13 protein-coding genes are annotated in these 13382 nt (G+C 69.2%); 11 read left to right on the top strand and 2 right to left on the bottom strand.

What is annotated here, in order from left to right; genetic code table 11:
• Nucleotides 1-9 precede the first annotated feature (9 nt).
• The 11 genes from FZ046_RS02480 to FZ046_RS02430 all read left to right on the top strand — a co-directional run bounded on the left by FZ046_RS02480 (nucleotide 10) and on the right by FZ046_RS02430 (nucleotide 11714).
• Entirely contained in the window at nucleotides 10-930 is a 921-nt protein-coding gene (locus tag FZ046_RS02480) for a 3-oxoacyl-ACP reductase (RefSeq protein WP_070354215.1), read from the top strand.
• Nucleotides 931-1188: 258 nt separating this feature from the next.
• A complete protein-coding gene (locus tag FZ046_RS02475; protein ID WP_070354214.1) occupies nucleotides 1189-1953 on the top strand; it encodes an MlaE family ABC transporter permease in 765 nt (254 codons plus the stop codon).
• A 13-nt stretch (nucleotides 1954-1966) separates the two neighbouring features.
• The gene (locus FZ046_RS02470) at nucleotides 1967-2809 is read left to right on the top strand and encodes an MlaE family ABC transporter permease (protein WP_070354213.1); all 843 of its coding nucleotides are present in this window, start codon (nucleotides 1967-1969) and stop codon (nucleotides 2807-2809) included.
• Between the two features lie 12 nt (nucleotides 2810-2821).
• Nucleotides 2822-4024, top strand: coding sequence for an MCE family protein (locus FZ046_RS02465; RefSeq protein ID WP_070354212.1), 1203 nt, complete (start codon nucleotides 2822-2824; stop codon nucleotides 4022-4024).
• Nucleotides 4024-5058, top strand: coding sequence for an MCE family protein (locus tag FZ046_RS02460; protein ID WP_070354211.1), 1035 nt, complete (start codon nucleotides 4024-4026; stop codon nucleotides 5056-5058). Before FZ046_RS02465 ends, FZ046_RS02460 begins: the two co-directional genes overlap by 1 nt.
• Nucleotides 5051-6109, top strand: coding sequence for an MCE family protein (locus FZ046_RS02455; protein WP_070354210.1), 1059 nt, complete (start codon nucleotides 5051-5053; stop codon nucleotides 6107-6109). The genes FZ046_RS02460 and FZ046_RS02455 overlap by 8 nt, the downstream gene beginning before the upstream one ends.
• The gene (locus tag FZ046_RS02450) at nucleotides 6106-7515 is read left to right on the top strand and encodes an MCE family protein (RefSeq protein ID WP_070354209.1); all 1410 of its coding nucleotides are present in this window, start codon (nucleotides 6106-6108) and stop codon (nucleotides 7513-7515) included. Before FZ046_RS02455 ends, FZ046_RS02450 begins: the two co-directional genes overlap by 4 nt.
• A gap of 14 nt (nucleotides 7516-7529) precedes the next feature.
• Nucleotides 7530-8720: an MCE family protein gene (locus FZ046_RS02445; RefSeq protein WP_070354263.1), complete on the top strand. Its 1191-nt coding sequence runs from the start codon at nucleotides 7530-7532 to the stop codon at nucleotides 8718-8720.
• Entirely contained in the window at nucleotides 8720-10471 is a 1752-nt protein-coding gene (locus tag FZ046_RS02440; RefSeq protein ID WP_149484178.1) for an MCE family protein, read from the top strand. The genes FZ046_RS02445 and FZ046_RS02440 overlap by 1 nt, the downstream gene beginning before the upstream one ends.
• A complete protein-coding gene (locus tag FZ046_RS02435; protein ID WP_070353672.1) occupies nucleotides 10468-11187 on the top strand; it encodes an Rv1363c family protein in 720 nt (239 codons plus the stop codon). The genes FZ046_RS02440 and FZ046_RS02435 overlap by 4 nt, the downstream gene beginning before the upstream one ends.
• Nucleotides 11187-11714, top strand: coding sequence for a mammalian cell entry protein (locus FZ046_RS02430; RefSeq protein ID WP_070353671.1), 528 nt, complete (start codon nucleotides 11187-11189; stop codon nucleotides 11712-11714). Before FZ046_RS02435 ends, FZ046_RS02430 begins: the two co-directional genes overlap by 1 nt.
• On the opposite strand, the gene FZ046_RS02425 is transcribed toward FZ046_RS02430, so the two are convergent.
• Together FZ046_RS02425 and FZ046_RS27230 are read right to left on the bottom strand one after the other, a co-directional pair.
• Nucleotides 11701-13188, bottom strand: a complete 1488-nt coding sequence (locus FZ046_RS02425) for an alpha,alpha-trehalose-phosphate synthase (UDP-forming) (protein ID WP_070353670.1) — start codon at nucleotides 13186-13188, stop codon at nucleotides 11701-11703. The genes FZ046_RS02430 and FZ046_RS02425 overlap by 14 nt on opposite strands.
• Nucleotides 13188-13352, bottom strand: coding sequence for a hypothetical protein (locus tag FZ046_RS27230; protein WP_099045939.1), 165 nt, complete (start codon nucleotides 13350-13352; stop codon nucleotides 13188-13190). Before FZ046_RS27230 ends, FZ046_RS02425 begins: the two co-directional genes overlap by 1 nt.
• Between the last annotated feature and the right edge of the window lie 30 nt (nucleotides 13353-13382).

Below are 13382 nucleotides of genomic sequence, written 5' to 3'. Positions count from 1 at the left end.
TATTCATAAATGACTTCCCCCGCTGAGTCGGCCGACCTGTCCGGTCTGGTCGCCGTGGTGACCGGTGCGGCCGCAGGACTGGGCCGCGCGGAGGCGATCGGGCTGGCCCGCCAGGGCGCGACGGTCGTCGTCAACGACATGGCCGGAGCGCTCGAGAAGTCCGACGTGCTCGACGAGATCGCCGCCGCGGGCGCCAAGGGCGTCGCGGTGGCCGGCGACGTCAGCCAGCGGTCTACGGCCGACGAGATGGTCGCGACCGCCGACGGGCTCGGCGGACTGGCCATCGTGGTGAACAACGCCGGCATCACGCGCGACAAGATGCTGTTCAACATGTCCGACGAGGACTGGGACGCGGTGATCGCCGTGCACCTGCGCGGGCACTTCCTGCTGACCCGCAACGCCGCCACCTACTGGCGGGACAAGGCGAAGGCCAACGGCGGGACGGTGTACGGGCGCATCGTCAACACGTCCTCGGAGGCGGGGCTGGCCGGGCCGGTCGGGCAGGCGAACTACGGCGCCGCCAAGGCGGGGATCACCGCGCTGACGCTGACCGCCGCGCGCGGGTTGAGCCGCTACGGCGTGCGGGCGAACGCCATCGCGCCGCGTGCGCGCACCGCCATGACCGCCGACGTGTTCGGCGAGGCGCCGCAGCTGGCCGACGGCGAGGTCGACGCACTGTCACCCGAGCACGTCGTCAACCTCGTCCGGTTCCTGGCCTCGCCGGCGTCGGAAGCGGTCAACGGACAGCTCTTCATCGTCTACGGTCCTACCGTGACGCTGGTCGCGGCGCCGTCGGTGGAACGGCAGTTCACCGCCGACGCGTCGGCGTGGACCGCGGCCGACCTGGATTCGACGCTGAGGAAGTACTTTGCTGATCGCGATCCGGATCTCGGTTTCTCGGCCACTGCGCTGATGGCCGCGGGAGACTGACAGTCTCGGTTGTCACGTCCCGAGAAGCGCTAGAACACGTTCTAGAATGACCTGGGTCACAGTGGCTCTGACCAGCGGCTTTGGGGCCAAACCCATGAGTTTGACCGTTCTTTGACACTGCGAACTTGTTCTAGTTAATATGAGCCGGCTCACTAAGAGCGGCGCTCAACCCCAGGGCGGTGGGGGCACCGCGGCGGCGCGTAGGACACGCTTCGCCACGATGCCCGAGCCTCCCTCGCAGAAGGAACGGAGCCGAGATTGATCGAACAGCTTGCGGCTCCGGCTCGGGCCGTGGGCGGGTTCGTCGAGATGTCGATCGAGACGTTCGTCAAGATCTGGCGTAGGCCGTTTCAGTTCCGCGAATTCCTCGAGCAGACGTGGATGATCGCGCGCGTCTCGCTGATCCCGACCCTCCTGGTGGCCATTCCGTTCACGGTGCTGGTGGCGTTCACGCTCAACATCCTGCTGCGCGAGATCGGCGCTGCCGACCTCTCCGGTGCGGGCACGGCCTTCGGCACCATCACGCAGCTCGGCCCGGTCGTGACGGTGCTCGTCGTCGCCGGTGCCGGCGCGACGGCGATCTGCGCCGACCTCGGCGCGCGCACCATCCGCGAGGAGATCGACGCGATGCGTGTGCTGGGCATCGACCCCATCCAGCGTCTGGTCGTGCCCCGCGTCCTGGCGTCGACGTTCGTGGCGCTGCTGCTCAACGGCCTGGTCTGCGCGATCGGCCTGTCCGGCGGCTACGTCTTCTCGGTGTTCCTGCAGGGCGTCAACCCCGGCGCCTTCATCAACGGTCTGACCATCCTGACGGGTCTCGGCGAACTCGTGCTGGCGATGTTCAAGGCCCTGCTCTTCGGTGTCTTCGCCGGCCTGGTGGGCTGCTACCGCGGTCTGACCGTGCAGGGCGGGCCCAAGGGAGTCGGGATCGCCGTGAACGAGACCGTCGTCTACGCCTTCATCTGCCTGTTCGTCATCAACGTGATCATGACCGCCGTCGGCGTGCGGGTCCTGGAACGCTAGCGGCGGAACGACCATGAGCTACGACGCCACCCTGCGCCTGCGCCGCTTCTTCCGCGGCGTACCGAAGCTCGTCGACACCGTGGGGGAGCAGGCGCTCTTCTACGGCGAGTCGGTGCGCTACATCCCGAACGCGCTCACCCGCTACCGCCGCGAGACCATCCGGCTCATCGCCGAGATGACCATGGGCACCGGTGCGCTGGTGATGATCGGCGGCACGGTCGGCGTCGCGGCGTTCATGACGCTCGCCTCCGGCGGTGTCATCGCGGTGCAAGGCTACTCGTCGCTGGGCAACATCGGCATCGAGGCGCTCACCGGCTTCCTGTCGGCGTTCCTCAACGTGCGCATCGTCGCGCCGGTGATCGCCGGCATCGCCCTGGCCGCGACGATCGGTGCCGGCACCACCGCGCAACTCGGGGCCATGCGCGTGGCCGAGGAGATCGACGCCGTCGAATCCATGGCGGTGCACTCGGTGTCCTACCTGGTGTCGACGCGCATCATCGCCGGCCTCATCGCCATCGTGCCGCTGTACGCGCTGTCGGTGCTGGCCGCGTTCTTCGCAGCACGGTTCACCACGGTGTTCATCAACGGGCAGTCGGCCGGCCTGTACGACCACTACTTCAACACGTTCCTCGTACCCAGCGACCTGCTGTGGTCGTTCCTGCAGGCCATCGTCATGTCGGTGGCCGTGATGCTGGTGCACACCTACTACGGCTACAACGCCTCCGGCGGCCCCGTCGGCGTCGGCATCGCCGTCGGACAGGCCGTCCGCACGTCGCTCATCGTCGTCGTCACCATCGTCCTGTTCATCTCCCTGGCCGTCTACGGCGCGTCGGGCAACTTCAACCTGTCCGGATAGGAGAGCACGGCCATGGCCATCGGCGACGCGAAGCGCAGCCACGTGCGGATCGCTGCGGCGATCCTCGCTGCCGTCGTGGCCATCGCCGTCGTGTTCACCTACCTCTCCTACACCGCCGCCTTCACCCCGGTGGACACCGTCACGGTGACCTCCGAACGGGCCGGCCTGGTGATGGAGCGCGACGCCAAGGTGAAGTACCGCGGCGTCCAGATCGGCAAGGTCTCCGACATCCAGTACGCCGGCAACGAGGCGAAGCTGACGCTCGACATCGACCGCAGCTCCATGCGGTACATCCCGTCGAATGCGACCGTGAAGATCGGCGGCACCACGGTGTTCGGCGCGAAGTCGGTCGAGTTCCTGCCGCCGGACCAGCCCAGCGGCGAGTCGCTGCGCCCGGGCGCGGCGGTGCCGGCGGGCAGCGTGCAGCTCGAGGTCAACACCCTCTTCCAGACGCTGACCGACGTGCTGAAGAAGGTCGATCCGATCAACCTCAACGCCACCATCACCGCACTCGGCGAGGGGCTGCGCGGCAACGGCGACGACCTCGGCGCGGCGCTCGCGGGAACCAGTGCCTATCTGGCGCAACTCAACCCGAAGCTCCCCACAGTGCAGCAGGACTTCCAGAAGACAGCGGTCGTCACGGGGATCTACGGCGATGCCGCGCCCGACCTGGCGACCGTGCTCGGCAACGTGCCGTCGATCAGCAAGACCGTCGTCGACGAGCAGGACAACCTCAACGCCGCCCTGCTCGCCGCGACCGGTCTGGCCAACAACGGCACCGCCACGCTGGAGCCGGCCGCCGACGACCTCATCGCCACGATCCAGCGGCTGCGAGCGCCGCTGAAGGTGCTCGGTGAGTACTCGCCCGAACTCGGCTGCGTCATCCGCGGCACGAAGAAGGCGCTCGACACCTTCGCCCCGGTGATCGGTGGCGTCCGTCCCGGCCTGTTCGTCGCGTCGAGTTTCCTGCCCGGCGCCCCCGCCTACACCTACCCCGAGAGCCTGCCGATGGTGAACGCCTCGGGCGGCCCGAACTGCCGTGGCCTGCCGGACGTTCCGACCAAGCAGTACGGCGGGTCCTGGTACCACCCGCCCTTCCTGGTCACGGACAACGCGTACATTCCGTTCCAGCCGAACACCGAGTTGCAGTTCGACGCACCGTCCACGCTGCAGTTCCTGTTCCACGGGGCCTTCGCAGAACGGGACGACTACTGATGAAGTCGGACAGGACGGTCGTCAGCGTCGCGGTCTTCACGGCCGCGATGCTGCTGGTGGCAGCCGGACTGGTCGTGGTGTTCGGCCAGTTCCGCTTCGCGTCGGGCAACACCTTCCACGCCACGTTCGCCGAGGCGTCCCGGCTCAAGTCCGGACAGGACGTCCGCATCGCGGGTGTGCCCGTCGGCTCGGTCAAGAAGGTCAGCCTGAACCCGGACAACACCGTCGACGTCGAGTTCGACGTCGCCGACCGCTACCAGCTGTACACCTCGACCCGGGCCGCGGTGCGCTACGAGAACCTCGTCGGCGACCGGTACCTCGAGATCACCTCGGGACCCGGCGACCTGCGCAAGTTGCCGGCCGGCGCCACCATCGCCAAGGAGAACACCCAGCCCGCCCTCGACCTCGACGCGTTGCTCGGCGGGCTGCGCCCGGTGCTCAAGGGTCTGGACGGCAACAAGGTCAACGAGGTGAGCAACGCCGTCATCGAGCTGCTGCAGGGCCAGGGCGGCGCGCTGTCGAGCATGCTCGCCTCGACGAGTTCCTTCACCCAGCAGATCGCCGACCGCGACCAGCTCGTCGGCGACGTGATCAACAACCTCAACACGGTGCTCGGCACAGTCGACGAGAAGGGCGCGCAGTTCGACGCGAGCGTCGACCAGCTCCAGCAGCTGATCACCGGACTGGCGCAGAACCGGGATCCGATCGCCGGCGCCATCCCGCCCCTCGCGTCCGCGACGAACGACCTGACGACGCTGCTGGAGAAGAGCCGGCGCCCGGTGCAGGGCGTGATCGAGAACGTCCGCCCGCTGGCGCAGCGGCTCGACGAGCGCAAGGGCGACCTCAACAAGGTCATCGAACCGCTGGCCGAGAACTACCTGAGGCTCAACGCCCTCGGCGCCTACGGGTCCTTCTTCAACATCTACTACTGCTCGATCCGGATGAAGATCAACGGCCCCGCGGGCAGCGACATCCTGATCCCGTTCGGTGGCCCGCCCGATCCGTCGAAGGGGAGGTGCTCGGAGAATGGCTAGGCCCGACGGCGGAAACCCGCTCCGCACCGGCATCTTCGGCATCGTCCTGGTGACGTGCCTGGTGCTGGTGTCGTTCGGCTACACCAGCCTCCCGTTCTGGCCGCAGGGCAAGAACTACGAGGCGTACTTCACCGACGCCGGCGGCATCACGCCCGGCAACGACGTCTCGGTGTCCGGCATCCAGGTCGGCAAGGTCAGCTCCGTCGAACTCGCCGGCGACGCCGCCAAGGTCGCGTTCACCGTGGACCGCAAGATCAAGGTCGGCGACCAGTCGCTGGTCGCGATCAAGACCGACACCGTGCTCGGCCAGAAGTCCCTCGCCGTCACCCCCGGCGGCACCGGCAACGTGACCGTGATCCCGTTGGGTCGCACGACGACGCCCTACACCCTGAGCATTGCGCTGCAGGACCTCGGCGAGAACTCCAGCGAATTGGACAAGCCGCGCTTCGAGCAGGCGCTGCAGACACTGACCGCCACGCTGCGCGACGCCACGCCGCAACTGCGGGGCGCGCTGGACGGCATCGCGAACCTCTCCCGCAGCCTCAACGCCCGCGACGAGGCGCTCGAACAGCTGCTGTCGCACGCGAAGAATGTCTCCGACACCCTGGCCCAGCGCGCCGGGCAGGTGAACCAGCTGATCACCGACGGCAACATGCTGTTCGCCGCGCTCGACGAGCGCCGCCAGGCGCTGAGCAATCTCATCTCCGGCATCGACGACGTGTCCCGGCAACTCTCGGGCTTCGTGGCGGACAACCGTCGCGAATTCGGGCCCGCGCTAGAGAAGCTGAACCTGGTGATGGACAACCTGCTCGAGCGGCGGGAGCACATCGGCGAGGCGCTGCGCCGGCTGCCGCCGTACGCGACCACCCTCGGCGAGGTCGTCGGGTCGGGCCCCGGCTTCCAGATCAACCTGTACGGCCTGCCGCCGGCCGCGCTGTCGGAGGTCCTGCTGGACACCTACTTCCAGCCCGGCAAGCTGCCCGACAGCCTCGCCGACTACCTGCGCGGGTTCATCTCCGAACGCCTCATCATCAGGCCGAAGTCGCCATGACGCACCACGATTCCCGTCCCTCGAAGCCGCGTTGGGTGCGCGGCCTGCTGGCGGTCGCCCTGGTGGCTCTGCTGCTCGGCGCCGTGTACGTCGTGTGGCCCACGCGTGCCGCGCACCGCGTGGTGGCGTACTTCCCGACCGCCGTCGGGCTCTACCCCGGTGACGACGTGCGCGTCGTCGGCGTCCCGGTCGGCACCATCGATGCCATCGAGCCGAGGGCCCGCGACGTCAAGGTCACGATGACCATCGACGACGGCGTGCGCCTGCCCGCCGACGCCCGCGCCATCGTCATCGCACCGAACCTGGTGTCCGCGCGCTCCGTCCAGTTGACCCCGGCCTACACCGAGGGTCCCGAGCTGGCCGACGGCGCGGAGATCGGCCTCGACCGCACCGGCGTGCCGGTCGAGTGGGACGAGGTCAAGGAGCAGCTGACCGCGCTGAGCGCCCAGCTCGGCCCGCAGCAGGGTTCCGTGCAGGGCCCGCTGGCGGAGTTCGTGAACCAGGCCGCGGACACCTTCGACGGCAACGGCGACTCGTTCCGCCGGGCGCTGCGCGAGCTGTCGGCGACCGCCGGACGGCTCGGCGACTCTCGCACCGACCTGTTCGGCACGGTACGCAACCTGCAGGTGCTGGTCGACGCGCTGTCCAACAGCAACGAACAGATCGTGCAGTTCTCCAACCACGTCGCCTCGGTGTCGCAGGTATTGGCCGACAGCTCGAAGGATCTCGACCAGACGCTGGGCACGCTCAACCAGGCGCTGTCGGACGTGAAGGGCCTCCTGAACGACAACAACTCGGCGCTCATCGGGCAGGTCAACAAGCTGACCGACTTCACCAACATCCTCACCGAGCACAGCGACGACATCGAGCAGGCCCTGCACATCACGCCCAACGGCCTGGCCAACTTCTACAACATCTACAACCCCGCGCAGGGCACCGTCGGTGGTCTGCTGTCGCTGCCGAACTTCGCGAACCCCGTGCAGTTCATCTGCGGTGGCACGTTCGACGTGGGCGCCTCGCCGGACAACTTCAAGCGCGCCGAGATCTGCCGTCAGCGCATGGGACCGGTGGTCAAGCGGCTCGCGGTCAACTACCCGCCGGTGCTGTTCCACCCGATCAACAGCATCACCGCCTACAAGGGTCAGATCCTCTACGACACCCCGGCCACCGAGGCGAAGGCGCAGACGCCGGTGCCCTACCTGCAGTGGAACCCGGCGCCCGGCGTGACGCCGCCGACGCCCAGTCCGGACGGCATGCTGAGCGACCTCATCCTGCCTCCGCCCGCGGAGCCCGGGCAGGTGTCGCCTGCCGGCCCGGTCCCGCCGCCCGCGCCGACGGGGACGGGACCGTTGCCCGGACCCGCACCCGATCCAGCGCCCCTGCCCGCCGAAGCCGGAGGTGGATAGCCGTGCCGACGCGCATCGCCCTGCGCCGCAGGGCAGTACGGAGCGGCCGCGCGGCCGTCGCGGTGTCCTCGGGCGCCGTGCTGCTCGCCGGATGTTCGTTCGGGGGACTGAACTCCCTCGACATGCCGGGCACCGCCGGGCACGGCAAGGACTCGTACACGATCAACGTCGAACTGCCCGACGTGGCGACCCTGCCGCAGAACTCGCCGGTGTTGGTCGACGACATCACGGTGGGGAGCGTCTCGGGCATCGACGCGGTACAACGGCCCGACGGCACGTTCTTCGCGGCGGTGAAGCTCTCGCTCGACGGCAACGTCGAACTGCCCGCCAATGCGACCGCGACGGTGGCCCAGACGTCGCTGCTCGGATCGCAGCACGTGGCGCTCGCCGACCCCACGGGCGAGCCGCCCCAGGGCCGGCTGACCGAGGGATCGACGATTCCGCTGGCCCACACCGGGCGCTACCCGACCACCGAAGAGGTGCTGTCCTCGCTCGGCGTGGTGGTGAACAAGGGCAATCTCGGTGCGCTGCAGGACATCACGAACGAGACGTACGCCGCCGTCGCCGGTCGCGCCGGGTCGTTCGCCGACCTCATCCCGCGCCTGGCCGAGCTGACCGGATCGCTGGACCGGCAGACCGCGGACATCATTGCCGCCGCCGACGGGCTCAACCGGTTCGCCGGCATCCTGGCCCGCAGCCGCGACGACCTGGGTCGCACGCTCGACACGCTGCCCGCGGCGCTCGAGGTGCTCAACGCCAACCGGACGAACCTCGTCGACGCGTTCACCGCCCTGCGGACGTTCTCCGGGGTGGCCTCGCGGGTGCTGACCGGCATCCGCGACGACTTCGCCGCCGACTTCAAGGATCTCTATCCGGTGGTGAAGGCGTTCAACGACAACGCCGACGACTTCATCTCCGACCTGGAGCTGCTGCCGACCTTCCCGTTCCACTACAAGTACCTGCGCAACGCGGTGCGGGGCGACTACCTCAACGTGTTCGTGACGTTCGACCTGACGGTGCGCCGCACCGGTGAGTCGGTGTTCACCACGTCGAAGGGCCTCGACCCCAACATGAAGCACCTCGACGAGGTCATCAACCCGCCGGACTTCCTGACCGGGGCGATGGCGAATCTCTCGGGGCAGGCGGCGGATCCGTTCCAGATCCCGCCGGGGACGGCCACCCAGCACACCGAGGCGGTGCCCTGATGCTCGACCGGTTGACGCGCATCCAGCTGTCGATCTTCGCGATCGTGACGGTGCTGTGCGTGGGCGCGATCTCCGCGTTCTATCTGCACGTGCCCGCCGCCATGGGCATCGGCACCTACGACGTCCGGGCCAACTTCGTCGCCGGCGGCGGCCTGTACGAGAACGCCAACGTCACCTACCGCGGCGTGACCATCGGACGCGTCGAGTCGGTGGGTCTGAGCGACGACGGCGTGGTCGCCGACATGCGGCTCAACACCGACACCCCGGTGCCGGACAACGTCACCGCGACGGTGAAGAGCGTCTCGGCGGTCGGCGAGCAGTACATCGACCTGGTGCCGCCCGACGACCCCTCCGACCGCATGCTCGGCCACGACGCCGTGATCCCGGTGAGCCGCACCGCGATCGGTCAGGACATCGCGAGCCTGCTCACCCAGGCCGACTCGCTGGTGAACAGCATCGGCGACAGCCGCATCCAGGATCTGCTGCGCGAGACGTTCAAGGCGTTCAACGGCTCCGGACCCGAGCTGGCGCGGCTGATCCAGTCCGGCCGCGCCCTGGTCGACGAGGCGAACGCGAACTACGGCCAGACCAGCCAGCTGATCGACCAGGCCGGTCCGTTCCTGGACGCCGAGATCGCCAGCGGAGACGACATCCGGTCGCTCGCCGACGGACTGGCGCGCTTCACCACCGAGGCGGCGAATGCCGACCCGCAGCTGCGGTCGGTGCTTCGGACCGTGCCGGGCGCGGCCCAGGCCGCCAACACGACGTTCGACGGCATCCGCCCGAACTTTCCGATGCTGGCCGCCAACCTCGCCAACGTCGGCCGCATCGGCGTCATTTACAACAAGTCGATCGAGCAGGCACTGGTCATCTTCCCGGCGCTGATGGCCGCGCTCATCACCGTGGGCGGCGGTCTGCCGGCCGACGAGGGCGGCAAGCTCGACTTCAAGGTCGACCTCGGTGATCCGCCCCCGTGCTCGGTGGGCTTCATCCCGCCGACGCAGATCCGCACGCCTGCCGACACCACCCTGCGCGACCTGCCGACCGACCTGTACTGCAAGACGGCGCAGAGCGATCCGACCGTCGTGCGCGGCGCGCGCAACTACCCGTGCCAGGAGTTCCCCGGCAAGCGGGCACCCACCATTCAGCTGTGCCGCGACCCGCGCGGCTACGTGCCGATCGGCAGCAATCCGTGGCGTGGCCCGCCGATCCCGTACGGCAGCACGCCGATCACCGATCCGCGCAACATCACCCCGGCGAACAAGTTCCCCAACATCCCGCCCTCGGCGGACTACGACCCGGGGCCGCCGTCGGTGCAGTTGCCGCCCGGTGTGGTGCCGGGACCCGGTCCCGCGCCCAATGCGCCGTTCCCACTGCCGGTTCCGCCGAGCGATCCCGGCCCACCGCCGCCACCGCTGCCGTTCTACGCGCCGCCCGACCAGATCGTGCCGCCGTACGGCCGCTCGGCACCCGGGGCTCCGGCACCCGGTCCGCTGCCCGCGGAGGCCCCGGCCCCGGCACCCGCCCCCGCGGTGCCCCCGCCGCCGGGCCAGGGTCCGCTGCTGCCCGCACAGGCCGTGCCGCAGGACGCACCGCCGGTGGCCAGCGCTCCGACGTCGACGACGTACGATTCGAGGACCGGTGTGTTCGCCGACCCCTCCGGGGGAACCGGCGTGCTGGCCTCCGGTTCGACGAAGTTCGCCCCCGCGGAGACGTGGGCCGATTTGATGATGGATCCACGACGGGAATGACAGAGCAGGACACGGCCGCCGGTGAGTCCTCGACCGAGACGTCCGGGCCGGCGCCCAAGGCCGTCCGCCGCCGCGCCTCGCGTGCCGCGGGACCGGCCGCGGGCACCGTCACCGCCGAACCCGCGCTGGGCGTATCGGCGACCGCCGCCACGCCGCGCGTCAGGGTGTCGCGACCGGTCGGGCCGCCACCGCGCCGGCAGCCGCACCGCACGCTGGTGGCGGCGGTGGGCATCGCCGTCTGCGCGGTGCTCGTCGCGGTCGTCGGCGGGCTGACCGCCTGGGCAGCTGCCGGACGGGCGGAGACCGACGCCGCGCTCGACCGCGACCAGCGCTTCGTCGACACCGCGACCCAGACGGTGGTCAACATGTTCAGCTACGACCAGAACACCATCGACGAGAGCGTGAACCGCTTCGTCAACGGCACCAGCGGCCCGCTGCGCGACATGCTCAGCCAGGGCACCAACGTCGAGAACCTCAAGGCCATCTTCCGGGACACGCAGGCCAGCAGCGAGGCCGTCATCACCGGCGCGGCGCTCGAGCGCGTCGACGAGACCGCCAAGAACGCCAACGTGTTGGTCGCCGCACGCGTCACGGTCACCGACCTCGACGGCGTCAACAAGCCGTCGCAGCCCTACCGGCTGCGGATCGTCGTGCACGAGGACGACAACGGCCACATGACCGGCTACGACCTCAAGTACCCCGACGGGGGCAACTGATGGGTCGGTGGACGACCCGCCTGGCGCTCGCGCTCGGCGTGCTGCTGGCGGTCGGCTTCGTCGGGTTGAGCGCCTTCGGCGGGTACATGTGGTGGGACCGCGACCAGCTCGCGGCCGAACAGCAGACCCGCGAGGAACTCGGTCCCTGCACCGGCGACCGCCAGCCACCGAACTGCGACCTCGCCGCCCAGCAGATCCCGCTGGTCTTCGGCTACGACTTCCAGACGGTCGAGCGCAGCCTCACCGACGCCTACCAGCTGCTGACCCCGGCCTACCGCCGCGAGTTCGAGGAACGCGCGAACCAGGACATCATCCCGCAGGCCCGTGACCGGCAGGTGATCTCGCAGGCCAACGTCGTCGGGACGGGAGTGCTGGACGCGCACCGCGATTCGGCCAGCGTGCTGGTGTTCATGAACCGGACCGTCACCGACAAGTCCAAGCAGCCGGTGTACGACGGGAGCCGGTTGCGCGTCGACTACGAGAAGATCGACGGGCAGTGGAAGATCAACTTCATCACTCCGGTCTAGAGCCGGTCTCGCTCCTGGTACCGGTGTGGTCCTCGGTCGAGGACAGCGCATCGAGGAAGGCGCGGGCCCACCGGTCGACGTCGTGGGCGAGGACCTGACGGCGCAGCGCCCGCATGCGGCGCCGGCCCTCCTCCGGTGACTGCGTCAGGGCCGCCTCGATCGCGTCCTTGACGTCGTCGACGTGGTGCGGGTTGGCCAGGTACGCCTGTCGCAATTCGGCTGCGGCGCCGGTGAATTCGCTCAAGACCAGCGCGCCGCCGAGGTCGCTGCGGCACGCCACGTACTCCTTGGCCACCAGGTTCATCCCGTCGCGCAACGGGGTCACCAGCATGACGTCGGCGGCGACGAAGAACGCGACGAGTTCGTCACGGGGGATCGGCTTGTGCAGGTAGTGCACCACCGGGTGGCCGACCTCGCCGAACTCGCCGTTGATGTGGCCGACCTGCCGTTCGATGTCCTCGCGCATCACCTTGTAGCTCTCCACCCGCTCGCGACTCGGCGTGGCGAGCTGGACGAGCACGGTGTCACTGCCGTCGACGCGGCCGTCCTCGAGCAGTTCGGTGAAGGCGTTGAGCCGCACGTCGATGCCCTTGGTGTAGTCCAGCCGGTCGACGCCCAGCATGACCTTGCGCGGGTTGCCGAGTTCGGCGCGGATGGCGCGGGCACGCTGGCGCACCGCTCGGTCGCGGGCCTTGGCGTCGAGTTCCGCCGAATCGATGGAGATGGGGAACGCGCCCACCTTCACGGTGCGAAAACCGACGCGCACCTCGCCGAACCGGGACCGCACGCCGACGGTCGCCCGGGAGGTGTCGGCACCGACCAGACGGCGAGCCAGGTAGAGGAAGTTCTGCGCCCCGCCCGGGAGGTGGAAGCCGACGAGGTCGGCGCCCAGCAGACCCTCGATGATCTCGGTACGCCACGGCATCTGCATGAACAGTTCGATCGGCGGGAAGGGGATGTGCAGGAAGAACCCGATGGTGAGGTCGGGGCGGAGCATGCGCAGCATCTTGGGGACGAGCTGCAACTGGTAGTCCTGCACCCAGACGGTGGCGCCGTCGGCGGCGGCCCGGGCGGTCGCCTCGGCGAAGCGGCGGTTCACCTCGACATAGCGTTCCCACCAGGCGCGGTGGTAGATCGGCTTGACGATGACGTCGTGGTAGAGCGGCCACAGCGTGGCGTTGGAGAAGCCCTCGTAGTACGTGGCGACGTCCTCGGCAGACAGCGCCACCGGGAAGAGCTGCAGCCCGTCGTCCTCGATCGGGTCCTCGGGGCTGTCGGGGATGCCGGCCCAACCGATCCAGGCGCCATGGCGTTTGCGCAGCAGCGGTTCCAGCGCAGTGACCAGGCCGCCGGGGCTGCGCTTGTAGGAGATCTCGCCGTCGGCGCGGCGCTCCATGTCGATCGGCAGCCGGTTGGCCACGACGACGAAGTCGGCGGTGCCGACGTCGGGCTCGGTCGCCGGGCCGGGGCTCACTAGGCGTCGAGCTTCGCGGGTCCGATGCCGAGCATGGACAGGAAGACGCGGCACTCGTCGGCGTCGGTGGCGTACGCCGCGACGACGCGGCGCGCCTGCCGCGCGGTGCTGTCGGCGAGCGGCTCGACGTCGTCGATCTCGGTGGGGTCAGGTGAAGCTGCCATGACCCAACTCTAGGCGACTCGGCGAGCCGC

Origin of the sequence: Mycolicibacterium grossiae, from assembly GCF_008329645.1 — a bacterium.
Taxonomy (GTDB): Bacteria; Actinomycetota; Actinomycetes; order Mycobacteriales; family Mycobacteriaceae; genus Mycobacterium; species Mycobacterium grossiae.
The sequence above is the reverse complement of the archived record's forward strand: the minus strand, read 5'-3'. Positions and strand labels throughout refer to the sequence as shown.